At 64.7% G+C, this 22,479-nt stretch carries 22 protein-coding genes and 1 pseudogene; 12 read left to right on the top strand and 11 right to left on the bottom strand.

Annotation, left to right across the window (positions count from 1 at the left end; genetic code table 11):
• Positions 1-75: 75 nt before the first annotated feature.
• Positions 76-480, bottom strand: a pseudogene (locus tag BB28_RS24850) (hypothetical protein).
• 73 nt (positions 481-553) lie between these two features.
• Here BB28_RS24850 and rpmH point away from each other — a divergent pair.
• The 9 genes from rpmH (at position 554) to BB28_RS24275 (ending at position 6,810) form a co-directional block, all read left to right on the top strand.
• Positions 554-697 (top strand): 50S ribosomal protein L34, encoded by a 144-nt coding sequence (gene rpmH, locus BB28_RS24845; protein WP_030097696.1) that lies wholly within the window; start codon positions 554-556, stop codon positions 695-697.
• Positions 698-721: 24 nt separating this feature from the next.
• Positions 722-1,105, top strand: coding sequence for a ribonuclease P protein component (gene rnpA / locus BB28_RS24840; RefSeq protein ID WP_075874121.1), 384 nt, complete (start codon positions 722-724; stop codon positions 1,103-1,105).
• Positions 1,102-1,386, top strand: coding sequence for a membrane protein insertion efficiency factor YidD (gene yidD / locus BB28_RS24835; RefSeq protein ID WP_057980052.1), 285 nt, complete (start codon positions 1,102-1,104; stop codon positions 1,384-1,386). The genes rnpA and yidD overlap by 4 nt, the downstream gene beginning before the upstream one ends.
• The gene (gene yidC, locus BB28_RS24300; protein ID WP_030097693.1) at positions 1,379-2,464 is read left to right on the top strand and encodes a membrane protein insertase YidC; all 1,086 of its coding nucleotides are present in this window, start codon (positions 1,379-1,381) and stop codon (positions 2,462-2,464) included. The genes yidD and yidC overlap by 8 nt, the downstream gene beginning before the upstream one ends.
• Before the next feature lie 42 nt (positions 2,465-2,506).
• Entirely contained in the window at positions 2,507-3,052 is a 546-nt protein-coding gene (locus BB28_RS24295; protein ID WP_030097692.1) for a Jag family protein, read from the top strand.
• Between the two features lie 49 nt (positions 3,053-3,101).
• Positions 3,102-3,815: a 16S rRNA (guanine(527)-N(7))-methyltransferase RsmG gene (gene rsmG / locus BB28_RS24290; RefSeq protein WP_046255392.1), complete on the top strand. Its 714-nt coding sequence runs from the start codon at positions 3,102-3,104 to the stop codon at positions 3,813-3,815.
• A 22-nt stretch (positions 3,816-3,837) separates the two neighbouring features.
• Positions 3,838-4,782: a ParA family protein gene (locus tag BB28_RS24285; protein WP_046256157.1), complete on the top strand. Its 945-nt coding sequence runs from the start codon at positions 3,838-3,840 to the stop codon at positions 4,780-4,782.
• A gap of 64 nt (positions 4,783-4,846) precedes the next feature.
• A complete protein-coding gene (locus BB28_RS24280) occupies positions 4,847-5,839 on the top strand; it encodes a ParB/RepB/Spo0J family partition protein (RefSeq protein WP_046255391.1) in 993 nt (330 codons plus the stop codon).
• Positions 5,840-6,093: 254 nt separating this feature from the next.
• Positions 6,094-6,810, top strand: coding sequence for a hypothetical protein (locus BB28_RS24275; protein ID WP_046255390.1), 717 nt, complete (start codon positions 6,094-6,096; stop codon positions 6,808-6,810).
• A gap of 10 nt (positions 6,811-6,820) precedes the next feature.
• Here the strand turns inward: BB28_RS24275 and BB28_RS24270 are convergent, their stop codons facing one another.
• Positions 6,821-7,732 (bottom strand): MBL fold metallo-hydrolase, encoded by a 912-nt coding sequence (locus BB28_RS24270; RefSeq protein ID WP_046255389.1) that lies wholly within the window; start codon positions 7,730-7,732, stop codon positions 6,821-6,823.
• A 38-nt stretch (positions 7,733-7,770) separates the two neighbouring features.
• On the bottom strand, positions 7,771-8,412 hold the full coding sequence (locus tag BB28_RS24265) for a TetR/AcrR family transcriptional regulator (protein WP_046255388.1): 642 nt from the start codon (positions 8,410-8,412) through the stop codon (positions 7,771-7,773).
• Between the two features lie 140 nt (positions 8,413-8,552).
• Between BB28_RS24265 and BB28_RS24260 the strand changes: the two genes are divergently transcribed.
• Genes BB28_RS24260 through BB28_RS24250 form a run of 3 tightly spaced genes read left to right on the top strand, consistent with a single transcriptional unit; the run spans position 8,553 to position 11,265 of the window.
• Positions 8,553-9,401: a hypothetical protein gene (locus tag BB28_RS24260; protein ID WP_046255387.1), complete on the top strand. Its 849-nt coding sequence runs from the start codon at positions 8,553-8,555 to the stop codon at positions 9,399-9,401.
• A gap of 29 nt (positions 9,402-9,430) precedes the next feature.
• Positions 9,431-11,041: a cytochrome P450 gene (locus BB28_RS24255; RefSeq protein WP_081252423.1), complete on the top strand. Its 1,611-nt coding sequence runs from the start codon at positions 9,431-9,433 to the stop codon at positions 11,039-11,041.
• A gap of 2 nt (positions 11,042-11,043) precedes the next feature.
• Complete coding sequence (locus BB28_RS24250) at positions 11,044-11,265, top strand: ferredoxin (protein ID WP_046256156.1); 222 nt, start codon at positions 11,044-11,046, stop codon at positions 11,263-11,265.
• Here BB28_RS24250 and BB28_RS24245 read toward each other — a convergent pair.
• From BB28_RS24245 to BB28_RS24210, 8 genes are all read right to left on the bottom strand, one after another.
• A complete protein-coding gene (locus BB28_RS24245; RefSeq protein WP_046255385.1) occupies positions 11,262-12,449 on the bottom strand; it encodes an N-acetylmuramoyl-L-alanine amidase in 1,188 nt (395 codons plus the stop codon). The genes BB28_RS24250 and BB28_RS24245 overlap by 4 nt on opposite strands.
• Positions 12,450-12,584: 135 nt before the next feature.
• The gene (gene trxA / locus BB28_RS24240; protein WP_046255384.1) at positions 12,585-12,914 is read right to left on the bottom strand and encodes a thioredoxin; all 330 of its coding nucleotides are present in this window, start codon (positions 12,912-12,914) and stop codon (positions 12,585-12,587) included.
• A 30-nt stretch (positions 12,915-12,944) separates the two neighbouring features.
• Positions 12,945-13,922, bottom strand: a complete 978-nt coding sequence (gene trxB, locus BB28_RS24235; protein WP_046255383.1) for a thioredoxin-disulfide reductase — start codon at positions 13,920-13,922, stop codon at positions 12,945-12,947.
• A gap of 152 nt (positions 13,923-14,074) precedes the next feature.
• Positions 14,075-14,974 carry a hypothetical protein gene (locus tag BB28_RS24230; RefSeq protein WP_046255382.1) on the bottom strand — a complete coding sequence of 300 codons (900 nt, stop codon included), beginning with the start codon at positions 14,972-14,974 and terminating at the stop codon, positions 14,075-14,077.
• Between the two features lie 85 nt (positions 14,975-15,059).
• The gene (gene sigM / locus BB28_RS24225; RefSeq protein ID WP_064393611.1) at positions 15,060-15,644 is read right to left on the bottom strand and encodes an RNA polymerase sigma factor SigM; all 585 of its coding nucleotides are present in this window, start codon (positions 15,642-15,644) and stop codon (positions 15,060-15,062) included.
• A gap of 250 nt (positions 15,645-15,894) precedes the next feature.
• A complete protein-coding gene (locus BB28_RS24220) occupies positions 15,895-19,332 on the bottom strand; it encodes a lipid II flippase MurJ (RefSeq protein ID WP_075874123.1) in 3,438 nt (1,145 codons plus the stop codon).
• On the bottom strand, positions 19,320-21,635 hold the full coding sequence (locus tag BB28_RS24215; protein WP_046255380.1) for a DUF6049 family protein: 2,316 nt from the start codon (positions 21,633-21,635) through the stop codon (positions 19,320-19,322). Before BB28_RS24215 ends, BB28_RS24220 begins: the two co-directional genes overlap by 13 nt.
• Entirely contained in the window at positions 21,632-22,441 is an 810-nt protein-coding gene (locus BB28_RS24210; RefSeq protein WP_075874124.1) for an NUDIX hydrolase, read from the bottom strand. The genes BB28_RS24215 and BB28_RS24210 overlap by 4 nt, the downstream gene beginning before the upstream one ends.
• Positions 22,442-22,479: the final 38 nt, after the last annotated feature.

Raw genomic sequence — 22,479 nt, 5'->3', positions numbered from 1 at the left:
TTTTCAATGATCGGTCGTGGGTTTCCACACGGTTATCCACACCTGTGGACAACAAAGCAGACCACCCCGTGGTGGTCAGTGTGCGCATACCAGGAGATCACGTTGGATCACCTGTTCCGGGGGACCGGCTAGTCGGTGTCCGACCGCGATCGGCATCGGCCCGCGTGGGTGGTTCCGATGCATTCGCCCGGTGGAAACGGCATTCGCAGAAGCTAACAGTTTTTGTGCCGCCCCGCCAACCTATCCCGTGACTGCGGTGACAACTTTCGTAAAGGTGACAGACTGCTGTGCAGAGGGGATACGCGTGTGACGGTTGGGATCAGTTTGACCGGCGACGAGCAGGTCAGTACCCTCAAACAGTCGCCCGAACGTTGGCGGCACGGCCGCGACCCGCACGTCATCAGGGGTGAAACCCAAGATTCCGTAGGCACCGCGCCGGTGGCGAGTGAGCAGTACCAACGGACTGATGCGTCTCAGCACATTGCATGCGTCGTGAACGGGCGGCGTGAGTGATGTCAGTTGAGCACGTGACGGACATAAAGGAGTAGTAGCGGTGGCAAAGGGCAAGCGGACCTTCCAGCCAAACAATCGGCGTCGCGCGCGTACCCACGGTTTCCGGTTGCGCATGCGCACCCGCGCCGGTCGCGCAATCATTGCGGTCCGGCGTCGTAAGGGCCGCAAGGAACTGACCGCCTGAGTTTCGGGCGCAGGTAGGTAGTCGGTGTTACCGACTCGACACCGGATGACCAAATCATCCGAATTCCGGCAGACCGTCAAGCGTGGAGTGCGAACTGCCCACGCGGACTTGGTGATTCATCTGCAACGTGGCTGTGTGGGTTCTACATCGGCCGACGTCGAGGGTCCCAAGGTCGGTTTGATCGTCGGGAAATCGGTAGGCGGCGCGGTAGTGCGCCATCGGGTGTCTCGTCGACTCCGGCATGTTGCCGCCGAGGTGCTCCCCACACTTGAACCCGTGGATCGCATGGTGATCAGAGCGCTGCCTAGTAGCAGCACTGCACTCTCGGCGAGTCTGCGTCAGCAATTGCGAGATGGAGTCCACCGGTCGATACACCGGTTGGAACCCGCACCAGAGCGGCAGCCATGAAAAGCCGTCCCGCACGCGCGGTGATCTTCCTGATTCGCCTGTATCAAACCTGGGTCTCGCCGATGCGTCTGCCCAGTTGCCGGTTTATGCCGACCTGCAGCCAGTACGCGGTCGAGGCATTGACCGTGCACGGACTGGTCCGCGGCGGATGGTTGGCCACGATCCGCCTACTGAAGTGCGGGCCCTGGCACCACGGTGGATGGGATCCGATTCCTGAACGCCATACCAAGCACGAAGACGTAGAGCACGTAAGCGTGCGGAGGAGTACAGCGGATGTTTGATTGGTTCAGTCTCGGGTTCATCTACTACCCCGTCTCGGCGATCATGTGGGTTTGGTACAAGCTGTTCGCGTACCTGCTGGGCCCCAAGAACTTCTTTGCGTGGGCGCTGTCGGTGATGTTCCTCGTGTTCACCCTCCGCGCGATTCTGTACAAGCCGTTCGTCCGCCAGATTCGGACCACCCGCCAGATGCAGGAGCTGCAGCCACAGATCAAAGCCCTGCAGAAGAAGTACAAGAACGATCGTCAGCGCATGGCGCTGGAGATGCAGAAGCTACAGCGCGAGCACGGTTTCAATCCGATCCTGGGCTGCCTGCCGATGCTGGCCCAGATTCCGGTGTTCCTAGGTCTGTTCCATGTACTGCGTTCGTTCAACAGAACTACCGGTGGCTTCGGTCAGGTGCATATGTCGGTGGAGGCGAATCGCGCCACGGGTAACTACATCTTCAGCGCCGGCGACGTGGCCAACTTCCTGGACGCGAACCTGTTCGGTGCGCCGCTGGGCGCCACGATGATTCAGACGACGGGTCTGGACGCGTTCACCGAATTCAACAGGTGGGCCGTCGCGGGTGTCTCGATACCGTTGATGGTCATCGCGGGTATCGCGACTTACTTCAACAGCCGGGCCTCCATCGCGCGGCAGAGTCCTGAGGCCCAGGCCAACCCGCAGACCCAGATCATGAACCGGCTGGCGCTGTACGTGTTCCCGCTCGGTGTGGTCGTGGGTGGTCCGTTCCTGCCGATCGCCATCATCCTGTACTGGGTGTCCAACAACATTTGGACGTTTGGTCAGCAGCACTACGTCTTCAACCACATCGCCAAGGAAGAAGAAGAGAAGAAGCAGGCGGATCTGGAGCGACGGGCCGCCAATGCCCCGAAGCCAGGTGCCAAGCCGACGCGCGGCGGGAAGAACCAGCCGGCGAAACAAGCAGACGAATCCGATAGCACCGAGATTGTCGAATCGGGTGGCACGGACGAGGACACCGGGGGACAGGCTTCCCCGGACTCCACCAATGGATCAGGTACGACGAGCCGCACCCCGAAGCCGGGTGCTCGGCCCGATCGTCGCCGCAAGCGCTAACCGCCCGCGATTCTGCACGGGCGTGACAGAGGGAGAAGAACGATGACCGATCTGGACACTCAAGCCGAAGAGACCACCACCGAGGTCGACGCCGCACCGGAGGGTGAGACGCGCACGGTGGATCTCGAGGAACGTCTGGTTGCCGAAGGTGAGATCGCCGGCGACTATCTCGAGGAGCTCCTCGACGTCCTGGACTTCGATGGCGACATCGACCTCGATGTCGAGGGAGACCGCGCGATTGTGAGCATCGACGGCGGCGGCGACCTGTCCAAGCTCGTGGGCCGCAAGGGCGAGGTGCTCGATGCGTTGCAGGAATTGACCCGGCTGGCGGTGCAGCAGAAGTCCGGTGAGCGCAGCCGCTTGATGCTGGATATTGCGAACTGGCGTGGCCGTCGTCGTGATGAGCTGGCGGCGCTGGGCACCAAGATCGCCAAGCAGGTGCTGGAGTCCGGTGAGCGCGAGGAGCTCGCGCCCATGACTCCTTTCGAGCGCAAGATTGTGCACGACGCCGTTGCAGCGATCGACGGTGTGCACAGCGAGAGCGAGGGCGTGGAGCCGTCGCGCCGTGTGGTCGTCCTGCACGACTGATCACCACCAAATCCCATCCATGTAATTCTGTGGCCGCGCTCCGGGAGGAATGTTTCACGTGAAACACGGCGAGACCCTCCCGGTGCCGGAGGCCGCAGCCGAGGTCTTCGGCGAGCGGCTGCCCGTGGCGGTCGACTACGTTGACGCGCTCGCGACGATTGGAGTGGAGCGCGGCCTGATCGGTCCGCGCGAGGCCGATCGATTATGGGAACGCCACATCCTTAACAGCGCCGTGCTGGGGGAGTTACTCGACTCCGGTGAGCGGGTGATCGATGTCGGAAGCGGCGCGGGTCTGCCGGGCGTCCCGCTAGGTATCGCACGCCCCGATGTCGATATCGTTCTGGTCGAGCCGATGCTGCGGCGCACCGACTTCCTCCGTGAAATGATCGAGCGGCTGGGACTCACCAACGTATCGGTGATGAGGGGCCGGGCGGAGCAGCCGAGTGTTATCGCGGAGGTTGGCGGGGCGGACGCGGTCACGTCGCGGGCCGTCGCGGCACTGGACAAGATCGGCCGCTGGTCCCTTCCGTTGGCGCGGATCGGCGGACGCATGTTGGCGATCAAAGGCGATCGCGCCGATGAAGAAGTGCAGCAGTACGGTAGCGCGCTGAGCCTGCTCGGCGCCGACGATGTGAGGGTGGTGCAGTGTGGCACGCGGTACCTCGATCCGCCCACCACGGTGGTGGTCGCGCGGCGGAAAGAATGCGACGGAGGCCGTCGACGGGGAAGCTCCCGTGGCGGTACGCGGAAGCGGAGCCGATGAGCATCCGATCAAGGAGACGACAGTGACTAGCGACGATGTTTCACGTGAAACCGGAGCAACGGGTGACGGCCACCGATCGCCCGCGAACTTCGAGGAGTCGGAGACTCCCATCGGTGCAGCCGCTCAGCGCGCCACCCAGATCAAGCAAGGATCGGTCCGTCTTCCGAAGCCGGCTCATCGCCGGATGCTGACGATCGCCAACCAGAAGGGTGGCGTCGGCAAGACCACGACTGCGGTGAACCTCGCCGCCGCGATGGCGATGCAGGGCCTGAATGTTCTGGTGATCGACCTCGATCCCCAGGGCAACGCAAGCACTGCCCTGGGCGCCGATCATCGGGCAGGCACCCCGTCGTCATACGAGGTCCTACTCGGCGAGATACCCATCAAGGACGCGATCCAGTCCAGCCCGCAGAGTGAGCATCTGTTCTGCGTTCCGGCGACGATCGACCTAGCCGGTGCCGAGATTGAATTGGTGTCGATGGTGGCTCGTGAAGGCCGGCTGCGCGGTGCAATCGCCGGGCTACCCGCCGACGATTTCGACTTCGTGTTCATCGACTGCCCGCCTTCGCTCGGCCTGTTGACGGTCAACGCACTCGTGGCGGCGAACGAGGTGCTGATCCCGATCCAGTGCGAGTACTACGCGCTGGAGGGCGTCGGTCAGCTGCTACGCAACATCGAACTTGTCCAGGCCCACCTGAATCCCGCGCTGCATGTGTCGACGATTCTGCTCACCATGTACGACGGCAGGACCAAGCTCGCCGACCAGGTGGCCGACGAAGTGCGTAGCCACTTCGGTCCGAAGGTGTTGGGGTCGGTCATCCCGCGCAGCGTCAAGGTCTCAGAGGCTCCGGGATACGGAACCAGCGTCCTCGAATACGACCCGGGTTCACGGGGAGCCCTGAGTTACTTGGATGCCGCGCGCGAACTCGCGCAGCGGCCGAGCCCGTCGGCGAGTGATCCACAATGAGCGTTGTGCACTGCGAGAAGATGATCATGTGCGTAAAGCGGATGCGAAAAGGGAGAAGTAACCGATGAGTCAGTCGCCATCATCACGGCGTAAGGGCGGACTCGGCCGCGGCCTGGCATCCCTGATCCCGACCGCACCGGTGGATGGTGCACCTACCCCTGCGGGCCCGCGCCTGGGTGACGCGGCCGCCGATGTGATCATCGGTGGCGGCCCAGCGGCTCCGGCTGCACCGGCTGCACCGGCCACCGATATCGGCGCGGTGTATCGCGAGATCGCGGTGACGGCCATCAAGCCCAATCCCAAGCAGCCGCGTCAGGTGTTCGACGAGGAGGCACTCGCGGAGTTGGTCCACTCCATCCGCGAGTTCGGCGTGATGCAGCCGATCGTGGTGCGTGCGGTCGAGGGCGGTGACTACCAACTCGTCATGGGGGAGCGGCGGTGGCGCGCTACCCAGGAGGCCGGTTTGGACACCATCCCGGCGATCGTCCGGGAGACGGCCGACGACAATCTGCTTCGAGACGCGTTGTTGGAGAACATCCACCGGGCACAGCTGAACCCCTTGGAAGAGGCGGCCGCGTACCAACAGCTTCTCGATGAGTTCGAAGTGACGCACGAAGAGTTGGCGTCCCGGATCGGTCGATCGCGCCCGGTGATCTCCAACATGATCCGACTGCTGCGCCTACCCATCGCGGTACAGCGCAGGGTCGCGGCGGGTGTGCTGTCGGCTGGTCATGCACGAGCGCTGCTCGCCCTTGAGGGTGGAGCCGAGGCGCAGGAGGAGCTTGCCGCCCGGATCGTGGCCGAGGGAATGTCGGTGCGTGCCGCAGAGGAAGCGGTGACGCTCGCGAACCGCAGCGACGCTCCCAAACCGGCGCCGCGGCGCAAGCCGATCCAGATGCCGGGTCTGCAGGATGTCGCCGAGCGACTGTCGGGCACCTTCGACACCCGCGTGACCGTGAGCCTGGGCAAGCGCAAGGGCAAAATCGTCGTCGAGTTCGGCTCGGTGGAAGATTTACAGCGAATTGTCGACATGATGTCCGGCGAAGCCACGTCCTAACCCACGGGGGAGAAACGTCACTGTGACGCGAAAACCCGCCAGACTCGGCTTCTGCGCGAAAACACTTGGCAAGTAAGAAGATTCGGCTCCACAGGGGAATCGTCGGCACGGTGACGGGTCCGGCCGTGGATTCCCGGTATCCCGGCAAGGTCGCCGGGTGCCAAACCAGAAATTTCGCATATCCTTGAAGGGTTGCCGGATGCCTGAGGCGTTCCGCGCACCATGTGGACCTGACGTGGAGGCGTACAAGACCAGTGTCGGCTCGGATCGTTCCTTTGCGGCTCGATGGTTTCGAGCAGCTGCCCAAGCACGCCCGGCGGTGTGTCTTCTGGGAAGTGGACCCCGCTACCGTCGGAGACAGCCAGCACCTGTCGGACCCAGAGTTCGAGAAGGAAGCGTGGCTGTCGATGGTCATGCTCGAGTGGGGGTCATGCGGTCAGGTCGCCATCGCCGGCCCACAGTCCCGACCCGCCACGGTGGGATACGCGTTGTATGCCCCGCCCGGGGTGGTGCCTCGTGCGCGGTTGTTCCCGACCGCCCCGGTCAGCGCGGATGCAGTCTTGCTGACGTCCTTGGGTGTGGAGCCGGGTCACGAGTCAGACGGATTGCCGCACAGCATCATCGCCAATGTGGTCGCCGAGTTGGTGCGCCGCGGTGTGCGCGCGCTGGAGGCGTTCGGCCGGACCAGTGAGGCGCTGGATCTCTGCGAAGGATCGTTGGTCAGGCATTCAGAAGCGGCAGATGTGCTGGGGGAGTGCACCATCGAGCAGTGCATGATCGATGTCGAATTCCTGAAGGATGTGGGCTTCACGGTGGTCGCACCGCACCAGCATTTCCCGCGACTGCGGTTGGAGCTTGATAGCGGGCTCGGCTGGAAGGCCGACGTGGAGGCCGCGTTGGAGCGACTCCTGGAGTCGGTGCGGATTCCGCAACCTGCAGGGGCCGGCCCGGTGGTGAGCGCGGCGTTCTAGCGGCAAGGGTTCATTGCCCGGTTGGAGGGTACGTCCATTCAAATGTGGTGCCGCTCCGGCGGACACCCATCGGTAGATGCTCGGGGAAGTGGGCGGTCACCAGGCGCAAGCCTTCGTCGGCGCAGCGTCCGAGCAGTGCGCGACGGGCAGCGGTACCCATGGCAGGATCGGCGTCCGCGAAAAAGGGCAGATCTGGAAACTGGGCCTGCATGGGGTGATGCAACGCGTCACCGGAGATGATCACACCGGTGCCCGGAGCACTGATTTCGATGGCGAGGTGCCCCGGCGTGTGCCCGGCCGTGTCCAGGGTGGTGATGCGGGTGGAGCCGTGCGCGTGGATTTGATGCCCCGGCGCGACGAAGCGGTGCGGAGAATGCTCAAGGACCGGAAGGACACTGTCCTGATAGACCCAGCCGCCGCCCTCGGCCCACTCACCTGCCGGAGACGACTCCCATTGTGCCTGAATGTATTTGAGCTCAGCGGCATGGAACAGGTACGTGGCGTTCGAAAAAGTGGGCTGCCAGGTGCCGTTGATTAGCCGGGTGTTCCATCCGCAATGGTCCAGATGGAGATGGGTATTGATGACGACGTCGACGTCCTCGGGATCAAATCCTGCGTGCTTGAGGTGATTCAGGTAGTCGGTATCGAGCATGTGGAGGTCTGGGAACAGGGGCCGGTTCTTGTGATTGCCCGAGCAGGTGTCGACTACCACGACGGTGTCGCCCAGCTCGATGAGGTAGTTGTGGATGGAGAAGATCAGATCAGCACCGTCTGTCGAGACGGCCGATGGTGCGTACGTGGCTCGGGCGAACGCGAGCTGTTGCTCGCTGATGGCTGGATACCAATCGTGCGGCGGGATCGGCCACACCGCGAGTTCGGTGAGCTGTGTGACGGTCGCATCACCGACGGTGAATGTGTTCACAGCGGCCGGAAACGCTCACCGGGAGCGGCGTATTCCCGCTACGGGGCGATCCCCCGGCAGACGAGGTCGGCGGTCGCGCGTACACGCGATGCGAGAACGTCCTGATCGGGGTCGTGCCCATAGCGGGCAAGTATCCCGAGCGGGATGCCCGCCACCGAATCGGCGACGGCCTCAACGTCGATACCCGGCCGGACATAACCAGATTCGATCCCATCACGTAATAGGCCGGCGAGAACCGAAGCACCGGCGTCGAACACCTGGCAGAACTGCGCAGTCATCTCCGCATCCACGGCCGCACCCTGTTGCAGCATCAAGCGCGACAGTCGAGGATCTGCCACCACCATCCCGATGTAGGCAAGCCCGAGATTCACTGCAAAATCGTGGAATTCGTCCAGCGACGTGATGCGGCCGGGCAGCGTGTGGCTGAGAGTTTCGACGGTGCGCTGGGTGGCGTGCTGAACCACGTGTTCGAGGATGTCGCGTTTGTTGGTGAAGTATCGATAGAACATCGAGTGACCGGTGCCGAGCCGTTCCGCGATGTGCGCAATCGATGTCTGGTGGTACCCGCGCTCGGAGAATTCCGCGAGGGCAGCCTCCACCACCTCTTCTTTGACGAGCTCGCTGCGTCGAGCGCGCTGCCGTTCTGCCATGCGGATCGGCGGCTCCGCGGGGTCCTCCATGCGGCTGAGAATAGTCGACGGCGCAGGCAATGGTCGAGGTGTGTCGTCTTGCGGAATGATTTGTCTTAAAATGATTGACTTATTCTCAAACCAGACATTACTGTCCGAAAGAACCGCTTACCGACGGCGAAAGGACACTTGTGACGACACGATGGAGCGCCGGTGCGCAGTGGGGTCCACCACCAGTCATTCACGGTGAGCCGTGGTGGGCGTGGACTGTTATTGCGATACTTGTTGCGTGCCTGGCGATTTCGCTGATCTGGGTGGGATGGATGACCCTGCGCAGGCACGAAGACGCACTGATGTACTGGCTGATCATGCTCAGCGGGGTGACAATCCTGCCGTACTTTGTCGAGCCGTGGCTCGACGTCATCGGCGCCACCACCTATATGACCAACGCCCTGCCCTACGTCACGATCGCCGACCGGCCCCTCCCGATCTTCGTTCCCCTGGTCTGGGTGGGCACGGCCCCGACGGCGCTACTCGTCTACGAGATGATCAAAAAGGGTTGGGCCGCATGGACACTCATCGTGTTTGCGGTGGTCTTCGGGATTGGCGAATGCATCGGCGAGATGGTCAACAGTCATTTCGGCCTGATGCGGTACTACAGCAACAACGCACTGGTCTACGGAGTGCCACTGCCCAGCCTCGTGCAGAATGGCGGATTCTTGGTGATGATCGCCTGGGTACTGGTAGTGATCCGACCGCATATGCGCGGATACCGTTGGGCGATAATCCCATTCGTCGCCCCTGGGGCGTATCTCGCCTACACCATCATCTGCACGCTGCCGAACTATTTCGCCATTCATCTGGGACTCGGGCCCGGACCGTCGTGGTCGATCGCCATCCTGTGCACGGCCCTCAACCTCTTGGCAGTCGTGATCGCGGCGTACTCACCTACGTGCCAGCGTTACCGCGATGCGGTCGGAGCCACGGTGTTGGGACCGGTCCGTGGCGCACCTACCAAACAGCCTGTGCCCGCGGCGTAGTCACACCTCTGGAAAGGAGACCGATGAGCATGCCGCAGCTCCCCACTACCGAGAACACGACAGAAGCCTGTCCATTCGAGGCTTCCGTTGGGACCCAATCCCGAGGTACTGCACCAGATGTGACGGTGCCACGTGAGCTGACAGGAGATTGGGGGCCATTGCCGATCAATCCGACAGTGCGCGAAGTCAACGAGATCGGCAGACGACACGGAGGATCCGCCTCCCGTAGGCATGACCCATGGAGGATCACCCGGGCAGGCATTCCGCTGGCGGCTAGCGCGGTCCGGGGAGTGGGGAGATCCGAGCTCACGCCACCGGGCCCCGTTGGCCGGCCCTTCGTCGGGAGCGTCCCGGAGATGAGGCGTGAACCCTTCGAGTTCTTCCGGCGCTGCGCCAAGGAGTTCGGGGACATCTACAGCGTTCCATTTCCGTTGGGCGGCAACATTGTTGTGGTGAACCATCCGGATTACGCCAGCCAGGTGATGGACGACCCTGTCGGCCGGTACAGCATGATCGGACCAGGGCAAGCGGCGATGGGCATGATCGGTGCCGCGATTCCGATGCTGGAAGGAGACAAGTTCCGGCAGCGGCGCCGGATGCTCATGCCAATGTTCGGACGCCGTCATCTGGCGCGGGTGGCAGAGGTGATCGCCGACGAATTCGTGAGCCGAGTCGATAGCTGGGAACGGTGGGCAGACACCGGTCAGGAGGTGGACTTGCAGCACGCCATCGCACAGGTGACCTTGCCCGCGTTCCTGCGCGCGATGTTTTCCTCGTCGATCACCGAGCAGGAGATCCACGAAACCGATGTGGACTTACGGACTTTCATGTCGCTGATGGCGTCGGTGACGCTGATGAGCCCGTTACCGAACCTGCTGCCGATGCCTGGGCGCGAGAGCGCGCCCAGGTCCATGTGGAGACTGTGGCGATTGACGAGGCGGCTGATCAAGGACCGCCGCAGGCACCCGGTCGAGACTCCGGATCTGTTGAGCCTGTTGTTGGAGGCCACCTATGATGACGGAAGTCCTTTGTCGGAGCGGGATCTCAGCATGGAACTGATGATCTTGATGGCGGGTGGGTACGAGACGGTGGTGGCGTCGCTTTCGTGGACACTCGCGCTATTGCTGGCACACCCGGATCACCTCAACCGACTGTACGCAGAGGTCGACGCGCTGCAGGGCGGAGTGCCGACCCCGGATGATCTCCCCAAGTTGTCCTGGGCGAAAGCATGTTTCGACGAGGGGCAGAGGCTTCAGGGCCACCCGCTCAATCCTCGATTCGCGATGGAAGACGACGTGATAGGCGGGTACTTCATCCCGCGGTACACCATCGTCGGTCCGTCGCTGTACTCGATGCACCGTGATCCACGCTGGTGGGTGAACCCAGACTCTTACGACCCGAATCGATTCATGGACCAGGCACTTGTCAGGGAGCGTCCCAGACTGGCATTCATGCCGTTTGGGTCGGGCAGACACCACTGCCTCGGCACCGGCATGGCGTACATGAACGCGCAGTTCTTGTTGGCGATCATTTTCCAGAGGTATCGGTTGACGCTTCCGCAGGGCTGGAAGCCCAAGCACCACTTCAACTTTTCGGTGACGCTCGAGGGTGGGCTGCCCGTTACCCTAACGAGGGCGTGACCATGGCCGAGGCCCACGCAGGGTTGAGGGTGATCGTCGACCAGGATCTGTGCATGGGGTCGGGATATTGTGTGGCGCAGCATCCGGAGTTGTTCAGTGCGGATGCGGATGGCACCGCCGTACCGAGGGCCGCTGGGGTGTTGAACGAGGACCAGGTGGCGAAGGCCGATGAGGCGGCGCACCTCTGCCCGGCGAGTGCGATCGAGGTGGTGAGCCGGGATTAGCTCCCGGCGGACAGCTCGTGGGCCAGCAGCTCGTCGAAAGTAAATGTGCCAGTGGGCCTGTCGTTCTTACCGAGCAGGTACACACGCTTGACCGCGGCCAGAATCGACTCGGCCACCACATCGCGATAGTGGGCGGCGCTCAGAATGGAGACATCGTTCGGCGAGGTGATGTACCCGATGTCCACCTGCACGGTGGGCATCCGGGTGAGGCGCAGCAAGTCCCACGTGCGGCCGTGCGCCCTGCAGTCACGTAATCCCGTGCGCGCAGCCACTTCTCGCTGAATAAAGTCGGCCAGCATGTGTCCGATGGTGGACACCGAGCCGTGCAGATTGCCGAAGTGATAGGACGCGACGCCGCTGGCGGCCACGGTGGGCTGCGAGTCGAAACGCAGGCTGATCATCAGATCGGCACCCACATTGTTGGCATAGGTGGCGCGGTCGATGTCGGTGGGGTTGTTCTGGATGGCGCGCGAGATATAGGTGTCCATGCCGATCGCGGTCATCCGCCCCTCGAGGCGACTGGCCAAGTCCCACAGGATGTCTGCTTCGCTGGTCGGGCCCTCGCGGCCCGGAACGATGACTCCGCGGTCGGCGCCGCCGAGACCGGGATCGATCACGATGCGCTTGCCGGACAGCTGCGGGCCGGCGTTACGGACATGTTCGGTCTCGCGTATCGCATGCGCAGACCCACCGGTGACGTGTCGACCCAACAACTGGAACGAGCGCAGGGTCTCCGGCCCACAAATGCCGTCCGCCGTCAGCCCGTACTCCCGCTGGTACGACATGAGCGAGTTGTAGGTCTGCAGCCCGAAGTTACCGTCGACCAGACCCGTGTAGAACCCGAGATCCTGCAGACGCTTCTGCAGAGTCGCCACATCGTCGCCGTACATGGGTGCGGAGAACTGGTGGAAAAGGGTGCGAGCCCCGAGCCGGTAGGAGGCTTCCTTGAGGGTGCGATAGGTCGCGGGTCCGACGACACCATCGACCAACAGGCCGCGGCGCTGTTGGAACGCGCGCACGGCGTCGTCCAACGTCGGGTCGAAGTGGTCCGGCATGACGTGCCGACCGGTCGCCAGCGTCTCATCGGGATCCTCCAGGAACCCGAGTGCGGTGAGCACCTCGCGTACCTCGCTGACGGCGGGGCCTCGATCGCCGTGGCGAATGTTCGACGCGCCTGTCGTCATACTCCGCCTTTCGCAAGAAACCGCACTGTCACCGACCGGACACGGGCTGCCCGTCGTCGGGACGGCACTATTGTCTCAGATGCCTAGGCGATGAGAGAAACTCCCGGCCTTGTCAACCGACCGGTGTCGAGCCGGTTAGACGACCCCGTCCAGCTCACGCAGCAACGCCGACTTGCTCTTGGCGCCGACGATACGCTTGGTTGCCTCACCGTTCTGGAAGAGGATCAGGGTGGGGATCGACGTCACCTGGAAGGCGCGCGCGGTCTCCGGGTTGGCATCGACATCAAGCTTGGCGATGGTTAGCGTTTCGCCATGGTCCTTGGCGATCTCCTCCAGCACGGGGGCCACCATCTTGCAGGGCCCACACCAGGTCGCCCAGAAATCCACCAGCACGGGCTTATTGCTGGAGACGACGTCCTCCTGGAAGGAGTCGTCGGTGACGGTAACGGTCGCGTGGTCGCTCATGGGTTCTCCTTGTGATGGGTGGCGGTGAGGCTAGGCCTCGACGAGGGTCTGGGAATGCGCCGTCTCGGCAAGCCAGCGCTCGGCGTCGATGGCTGCAGCACAACCACTTCCGGCGGCGGTGACGGCTTGCCGATAGGTTCGGTCAACGAGGTCGCCCGCGGCGAACACGCCTTCCAATGAGGTGTAGGTGCTTCTGTCGCGCACCAGCACGTACCCGTCTGAATCGACGTCGACGACATCCTTAACGAGTTCGCTGCGCGGATCGTGCCCGACGGCGACGAACATCCCGGTGACGGGCAGCTGCGAGGCTTCCCCGGTCACCGTGTTCTCGAGCTTGAGCCCGATCACCGAGTCGGTGCCTTCGACCCCGAGGATCTTGGTGTTGGTCAGGACGTTGATCTTGGGGTCCGCGTACGCGCGCTCCAGCATGATCTTGGACGCGCGGAACTCGTCACGGCGATGGATGAGTGTCACGCTGCGGGCAAACCGTGTGAGGAAGGTCGCCTCTTCCATCGCGGAATCGCCGCCGCCGATGACGGCGATGTCCTGATCCTTGAAGAAGAAACCGTCGCAGGTGGCACAGGAACTCACGCCCCGGCCCAGCAAGGTGTCCTCGCCCGGTACCCCGAGATACCGCGGAGCGGCGCCCATGGCCAGGATCACCGCGCGGGAACGAAAGATTTCGCCGCCCACCGTGACGGTCTTCACAGGGCCCTGCAGGGAGACCTCGTCGACATCCTCGGTGCGCAGGTCGGCACCGAAGCGGATGGCCTGCTCGCGCATCTGGTCCATCAGGTCGGGACCCATGATGCCCTCACGGAAACCCGGGTAGTTCTCGACCTCGGTGGTGGTCATGAGTGCGCCGCCGAACTGGGTGCCCTCGAAAACAATCGGCTTCAGCTGGGCACGGGCTGCGTAGACCGCCGCGGTGTATCCAGCGGGTCCTGAGCCGATGATGATGAGCTCGTGGATGTCCGATTCGGACTCGGTCGATACAACCTCCGACATGCGGTTCCCTTCTGATCCGATCTGAGTGCCTGTTGCAGACAAAGGCCATGCGAGTGCTGAAACAACAGCCTAGAGCGGGATGTTCCGCACTGGGCGGGCGGTGGGAGGTACAGCGGGCGGGCGGTGGGAGATATGGGGTGCGGTCCGGCCTTCTAGCGGCCGGGTGTCGCGCCGATTCGGGTCTGTGCGACCCGCTGGGGATCGGACTGGCTGCAGCCGGGCCGGACGGCCACCGCCAACAGTTCACCCGGCCGTTCGGCGGGTAGCACCATCAACACCGCGGGGCCGTCGACGTCGAGAGTCTGTGCTCCGAGCACGGGCGTTGAGGCGGAGAAGCCGAGGCCGGTGAGGCACGACGCGCGCAGTGCAGGGTCCTCGAGGGCGCCGAAGGTGGGGGTGCGACCGACGAGGGCGGCGATCTCGTTGCCAGAAATCGGGAAGGCGGTCTGGCCCAGGGCACCCTGCGGCGGCAATTCCGGCGCCATGGGGGCAGCGGTCTTCGGCGCGATGTACTGCGACAACGACGGGCCCGCCACGGTGGCGGTGGTCTCAGACGTGCGCTGGTTGTTCTGGGTGACCACGGTGATGGCCACCGCGATGCAGGCGGCCGCAGCCAACCCTGCGCCCGAGAATGCGAGCCAGCGGCGCTTTGCCGCGGGGCGCCGGCGATGGTCCAGCGGGACGGGGCCGGTCACCAGGTTGAGGCGCGGGTCTGCGGGCCGGACGGCATGCGCAGCTACCGCGGGCAACGTCGATTTGGCCGACTCGGCGTGCAATGCGGCAACGATGCCGTCGACGACGGACGCGGGCACATCGGGGGCAGGGCTTTCCATCCATGCCACCAGGTCGGCACGTACCTGGTCGAGGGCAGCGAGGGTCGTGCACGCGTCCGGATCCTGCTCTGCCCGTTGCCGAAGTACGTCGGCATCGCCTGCGTCATAGACGCCGGCGTGTAGGTCGGCCAGGACCTCAAGGGACAGCGGTACCTCGGCGAGGTTCACCTTGTCGAGGTTACCTTCGCCATCGGGGGTGTCCGGCGGATTGTTGACCATGTGAATTCATTGTTCCCGTACCCAGCTACCGCTGGCCACGCCTGTTGCCCAATTCGTAGGCGGATCGTGACACGGCGGTACACGGTTAGTAGTCGATGGTTTCCGGTTCGACGGAGCCGGCCTTGTCGAGATAGTGCAGGGCGACGGCCAGGCGTGCGCGGGCTCTCGCGCAGCGGCTCTTCACCGTGCCCTCGGGCACGCCGAGCAGCTCAGCGGCATCGGCCACCGAGTATCCGTGCATGTCGACGGCTATGACCGCGGCGCGCTGTTCGGCGGGCAGCCGGAGCAGGGCCTTCTGGATGACGATCGAGGTGTCGACACTGGTCGAGGGATCCTCGAGGGTGTAGACGTCCTCTTCGAGTTCGATCGGGCTGTGTGCCTTGGTACGACGCAGACGGTCAAGACAGGCATTCACGACAATGCGGTAAAGCCAGCTGGTGACGGCGGCGTCGTTACGGAAATTGGCGGCACCACGGTGCGCCGACAGCATCGCTTCCTGCAAGGCATCGGCGGCATCCTCGGGGGTGCGGCTGGTGGCCCGAGCGAGCCGGTAGAGGCGACGGTGATGACGGCGGAATAGCTCCTCGAAAGCGGAAGGGTCGCCGGCGACGTGGGCAGCCAACAGCTCGGCGTCCGAGTGTTGAGGAGTCGTGAGAACCCCCTGAACCATGCCCACACGCGCACAGTAATCAAAAACGGGGGGTGGCGTCGACCACAGGATCACCCCACAGCAAACTGTTATACAACTTTCAACAACCTGTAACGGCAATATGCGTAACTGAACGGCATGAACCGCAGCTCAACGAGCAATTTTGAGGTTGCCATCGGGTTTCAACTACTGCGAAAAATATAGGGGTGAAAATTGTGGAGCGATACTGAAAGCCGTTCGATAACCGCTCGACTGCCAGGCGATCCCGCAGCTAGGAAGCAGTCGTGACAGTGATTTCGCCGATCTCCGCATGGTGATCACCGTTGGTGGAACCCAGCTTGTTGATCCACACCAGCACATGAGAGACCGGAGAACTGCTGGTGATCGGGATCGTTGTTTTGCCGGGCTGCAACGTCGTGGAAGCGGAGATTTCCTTGGTGTCGTTGACGGAGCCAGGCGTGGCCGAGTCGGCAGAACGAATCTGTACTTGCGTTCCGACACTGTGAGATTCGATCGTGACGCTGCTCAGAGCACTGGCGGACTGGAGATCGAGCAGTAGGCCAACCCCTGGTTTGAAGATCACCGGGAAGGGATCAGCATCGGTGTAGGTGTCGGTCGACCATGACGTGGAAGCGTTGCCGTCCACCGCCAGATTCGCCTTGCCGGGTTGATCGGCGTCCGGGCCCGGAGGGAACACGGTCGCCTGCACGATCTTGGCCGGGCTACCGGGCTTGGCGGTGTCACCGTTGGCGGACTGGGTGGGCAATCCGATACCGATGTTGATCTTGTCCAACGGGCCGACATCGCCGAAGATCCGCGTGACCCAGACGCCCAGCGCGATGCACAGCGAGATGACCAGGACACCGACCACGCCGAGCCCGATCAGGAAGATCTTCCGGTGCCGGGCCGCTTCCTCGGGGTCCTCGTCGTCGTCGACATCGTCGTAATCGTCATCGTCCGCGGGGTCCCCGGAATCCTGGAAACCCTGGGGGCGGCCGATGCTGAACGACTGCGTGGGTGCTGCGGCGGCAGGCTCCAGCATGGTGGTGTGATCGACGCTCGCGATGGCCGATTCCAGGCCATCGAGCAGCTCGGCGGCAGAACCGGGATCATCGCTGAGCGCGCGGGAGGCGACGTCCGAGATCTCCGCGGGGATGGTCGGGACGATCACTCGTGGCTCGACGGGGCGACCGTCGGGTGCGCGATTTGCGCCGGGCAGCCCACTTGGCTGGCCAGTTTCAGCTAGCGGCCAGCGGCGGGTGGTGAGTGCGTACAGGGCGGCGCCGAGGCCATGGACGTCCTCGTGCGCGCTGGCCGAGGAGAGTGTGGCGGGGAACGCGAGCACGGCATCCCCATCGATGCTGATGCGTACGCGATCGGGGTGGTCGATACTCAGCGCCGACCCGGCCTCGAAAGCAGCATCGGCGGCCTCGGCCAGGGAACGGACGGCCCGGCTGGCGCCTACGGCAGAGGGTTGGGTGTCGGCAACTTCGCGCAGCGAACCGCCGCGGACCCACTGCGCGACGATGATGCCGCCGGTTCCTTCGCGTACGGCGTCCAGCACACGCGCTAGGCCAGAGGACCCAATCTTACTGAGCCGCAAGGTATTCGACAGGATATCCTGCACCTGATCGGAGGTGAAGGTGGCGCCGTCGATGATGGTGAGCGCTACCGGGCGATTCAGCTCGGTATCGGTGGCCTGCCAGAACTGCAGCCCGTCCGGGCCCCCGTGTGAGGTGAGCAGACGGTAACGGCCGTCCGCGATGCTGGCACCCGGCATCACGGAGGTGGGGACTGCGCCCCCGGAGGGGGACTCGGTGGAAACAGACCGGGTCGATGACCCTGGGGTGTCTGTCACGGCCCTGCCCTTTCTCGTATCAGCGCCGCCCCCGTGCACTGATTTGTTTGCGGTTGTCAGGCCGACAGCGTCGCCGCCGCCGACTCGATCACCCGAATCAGGGTACGGCAGGGATGGCGGCGGGGAGTTGCCCATGACCGAAGCGTGATCTTGGATGCCGATGCCGAGCCGGCTGCCCAGGCGGCGCTGCAGCAGCGAGACGATGCTCAGTGCCTCGGGAAGCTTGACCGCCACCATGGCCGCGAAGGTGACGGTGAGCATCACGGTACCGAGGATGACCAGCCGCAGAATCGAACCGAGGCCGCCGCCTGCCCGGGTGAGCAGATCCAGGTCGAACCCGCGGTCGATGCCGAGGCCGACGGCCGCCGCCGTACCCGAGGCGGCGAGGGTGATCAGCACCGTACGGACCACGCCCGGACCGATGAGCGGTCCGGCCGCGCGCCCGATGCTTCGGCGCAACAGCAGATACCCACACACGGCGCCCGCCACGAACCCGAGTCCGTTGGCGGCACCGAGATAACCGGCGACCAGGCTGGGGTCGTCGGTGAGGTGCGGGGCAATCACCGAGCAGACAATCTTCACCGCAGTGATCACGATGATCATCAGCGTGGGCGTCCACGCCTCATGGCGCGCATAGAACACCCGAAGCTGAAGCAGCACAAGGGCATACGCAATGAGAGTGAAGGAGGAAAGTGAAATCGAGAGCCCGAGGTAGTGGGCGTTACCGAGGGTGAAGTGCCCGTACGCGGAGAGCGCCGGGCCCATCGCCGGACCGGCGACGGTCATGACAGCAACGACCGGGATCAGGACAACCATCGTCAGCCGCGTGGCCAGAGATATGTCGGCCACCACCGCGGAGGTGTCCTCGGCCGCGGCGTTGCGGCTGAGCCGCGGCATGATCGCCGTCAGGATGGTCACCCCGACTACCCCGTAGGGCAGCTGCAGGATCATCCAGGTCTGGTTGTAGATGATGGGACCGGAATCGGCTGCGCCGGCGGCGATCCGGTTGGTGATGACGAACCCGAGCTGGCTGATGGCCACGTACGCGAACATGGCCGCGGCCATACCGGCGAACTGCTTGAGCCGGTCGTCAACTCCCCACAGGGGTCGCAGGGGGATCCCCTGGCGACGAATGGCGGGAATCAGCACCGTGGCCTGGGTGACCACGCCGAGCGTGGTGCCGATGCCCAGCACCAGGAGTTTGGGATCGCTCATCCGGGTCGGATCGAGGGTGAGTTCCCCGGGCATCAGCCAGAACAGAATCAGGGCGGCGATCGCGACAACGTTGTTCCACACCGGAGCCCACGCGGGTGGTCCGAACACATTGCGGGTGTTCAGGATCGCCATGAACACCGAGGACAGTCCGTAGAACAGGATCTGCGGGAGCAGTAGGTACGCCAGCGCGGTGGTCAGCGGCGTGCTGACCTTCGGGTCATCGCCGAGCATCAGCGCGGCCAGCAATGGCGCGGCCAGCACCGACAGCACCGTCGTCACCACCAACACCGATGTGGCGATGGTCAGCAGCTTGCGCATGAATGCCTGACCGCCGTCGGCATCCTCCCGCTCGGCGCGCGTGAGTACGGGGATGAATATGGCGGTGAAGGTGGCCTCGAGTACCAGTGCGGCAATGATGTTGGGCAGCTGGTTGGCGGTCGAGAATGCACTGGCGGACGCGGCACCGAGCGCAGCGGTGATCAACAACAGCTTGATGAATCCGGTGATCCGGCTGACCAGGGTGGCCACCGCCATCGAGCCGGAATGCGCTACGACGGCCGCGTCCGAGAGCTCTTCGATGGTGTCGTCGGATTCCGGATCGGGTAGCGGGTCCAGCGGCTTTCTCACGGTTGCCACTGGCTGCCCCTCCCGCCGGCGGAAAGCTCGTTCTCGCGGTCGAGATCGGCGCGGTCGGGCTGGCCGCGGAAGCGATGCCACAGGCGCCGGCCCGTCAGCGCGAAGAGCACCGTGGCCGCGCCGATGGTGATGAAGAACAGCGGCTTTCCGTATGCGTTGGAGTGCACCGACAGACGTACCGGATCACCCAAGGGCAGACCATCGGGGGTGTGCAGGGTTACATCGACAGCCATGCGCTGGGAGACATTGACCTCCACGGGCACCTTCACCGGCAGGAACCCGGGCGGAATCTCTTGAACGCCAACATCTGTGGCACTCATACCGGCCGGTGTTTCGACCCGCAGAGCGACCCGGATAGGCACCGGAAGCTCGTTGCGCAGCACCAGCGGTAGCGGGCTGTGTTCGGTGGCCAGGGTGTAGGAGCCACCCGGATTGACGACGGTGACGGCGTTGAACAGGTCACCGACAGTGCGGCGGATGGCCGAGAGCCGTTCCTGGGCGGTGTCGTCGCGAGCGTCGGGCGGAACGCTCTGGCTCACCGCCCGCAGGGCGTCCTGGCGCAACGGATCGGTGTACTGAACACCGGTGAGTCCGGTGCGGGCATCCACGGTCAGCGCTGCGGTGAGCCCCCATAGCCGCCGGACCTCGTCGCCCAGCCCGAGCGACACCCCATCGTCCACGGCGCCCGGCGAATCCACTCCGAACGCGGTGTCCACCGGGTTGGGCTGGGCACCGGCGCGCGCTTCGCCGATGACGGTCGGCAGCGGGCGCGGTATGGCGAGTCCGGCGTGCAGAAGCGTGGACGTGGTGGAAAGGATGGCGCGGGCCTCGCCGTCGGACAGATCCCAGGTGGCGTCCGGCAGCAGAATCGTCTGACGGGGAGTCTGCTGGGGTGTCAGCGCCTGCCAGGCCATCGCCCCGAGCGCGTCCTGCATCCGCGCTACGCGCGAATCATGTTGCAGGGTAAAGCGAAGCGACCGGGGCACGTACTCGGGCGTGGTGGGGGTGCGCCCGGCGGCGCTCAGTGCGGCGCCCACCGATGGGTCGAAAGGTGCCGCCACGACGGTGTCGGACACCCGGCGCGGGTTGAAGTCGGGCGGTGTCTCCTGATCCGCGGGCAGGGCCGACACCGCGACGGTGGGGCCCTGTCCGGTGAGCAGACCTATGCCCGCCTTCGAGAGATGACCGTCGCCGAGGAGGGTGGCACCGCGCAGGCTGTTGATTCCTAGAATCTGGTCGAGCACATCTGCGGTGCCGGTGGTGGCTTGATGGGCCAGACCCTCATCGGCCATCTGAGCAACAGCATCCAGACCGGCCTGTGCGTAGGGCAGCGGTGTGACGCAGGTGCGTTTGGCCAACGCGCGCAGCCTGTCGAGCCAGGCCGCCGCGAGCCCCTGCCCGGTGCCGGGGTGCACCGGACCGGCGGGATCGGCCGAATTGTCGAGAACCTGGTAACCGAGTGTCATCTCGTTGACCGTCACCAGCAGATCGGGGTCGACAGCCAGGCAGACTGTGCGGGCCAAATCCGCCTTGGGGTCGACGACCGGCTCGGTCGCGAACTCCAGGGCTCCCAGCAGCGCGTCCAACCGGCCTCCGGGTGACAGGGAGCGTTCGAGCTGATCGTCGAGCAGCCGCACCGGCGCCGGCCCACCGGGCTGACCGGGCGCCAGCCGCGGGCGGTCGGCCAACGGCCACAACAGCGTTAGACCCACGGGGCGAGAGGTGTCGGGTGCGACCTCGGGTTCGGAGGCAGCACCGGCGGGGGGCGGAACCCCGAGAACCGGGAGCAGGAAGCGCGCGTCATCGAGCCGGGCAGCGGCCCCGTAGTCGGGGGTGCCGTTGACGTTCACCAGGGCGGGATACACCCCGGGCGTGGAGATGTTCCACGTTGGTCCGGTGCCGCCGCGCAGCGGGAAGGCGAGGGTGAAGGGGCGCTGCTGACCCTGCTCGAGAGTGCCTGCGAGAGTGACAAAATCACCGATGGGCTGGTACTGGTCGTGGCGGCCATGAAGATTGGCGCGTAACTCGGCGCTGGTCGCGACTGCCTCGGCACGCTCCAGCCGAACGACCACGTCGGTCACCGGGCGATCGCCGACGTTGACCACCGTTCCCCGCACCGTCACGGTCGAATCGACGGTGGTGACGGTTTGTGGGGTGACCTCGTCCAGGACGACCTTGAGGAACTGCCCGTCCCGATAGGCGTGGGCGCGGGGTGCGGCCCAGGGAGCACCCAGCAGGACAAGTGCGAGGACGGCGAGTACCGCCGCCACACGCGTCGCGTTGCGAAGCGTGATTCGAGTCATTGCTGTGGTCCACGCCCGGTTCGTCGGCCCGGTGTCCTATGGGTGCTGGAGTGCGTCTGCGGGCGGCGTCTCGGGGTGGACGGAGGTAAGGGGGGCAGCGATTCGGGCCCGTCGGTGTGCAGTTTGTCGATGAGGTCGCCGGCCACTTGGGCCAGCCGCCGCTCATCGGCGTACGCCAGCCGGGTGGGCAGTTCCTCGAGGGGGACCCAGGCGACCTCGGTGACTTCGACATCGTCATCGGAGAGCTCTCCGCCCAGCGAGCGCATCAGATAGTGGTGCACGGTCTTGTGCACTCGGCGGCCCTCGGTGACGAACCAGTAGTCGATGCTGCCGAGTGCGGCCAGCACGCTTCCGCGGATACCGGTCTCCTCGGCGACCTCGCGGATGGCGGTCTGCTCGGCGGTCTCGCCCTGTTCGATGTGGCCCTTGGGCAGCGACCACAGCATTCGGCCACGCCGGTCCGTCCGTCCAATGAGGGCGGCCACCTGGCCGTCCTTGGGACCGTCGATGCCGGCGATGACCAGGCCACCGGCGGAGGTCTCACGGACGGTGCGCAACGAGGTTCCTGTGGCGCCGCCTTTCGGGCGCCCGCGCCCGCGGCCTTTTGCACCCGCAGCACCGGTTCCGTCGGTTCCGTGAGGAGTGCCCGCGGCAGGGGAGGCCGCCGGAGTGCCAGCGCCTTGCGCCCGGCCCTGCGATCGGTTGCGCCGACCGCGTCGCGACCCCCTGCCGCGCGCTGAGGCGGGGTCCGAGCCGGGTTCATCCGACGACCCACCCGTGCGGGAACCGCCGGAGGAGTCAGACACCCATGTGATAGTAGTTCCCGCTACTGAGAGCTCCCGCG

The organism is Mycobacteroides chelonae CCUG 47445 (genome assembly GCF_001632805.1).
Lineage (GTDB): Bacteria > Actinomycetota > Actinomycetes > Mycobacteriales > Mycobacteriaceae > Mycobacterium > Mycobacterium chelonae.
This window is presented reverse-complemented; position numbering and strand designations above follow the sequence as displayed.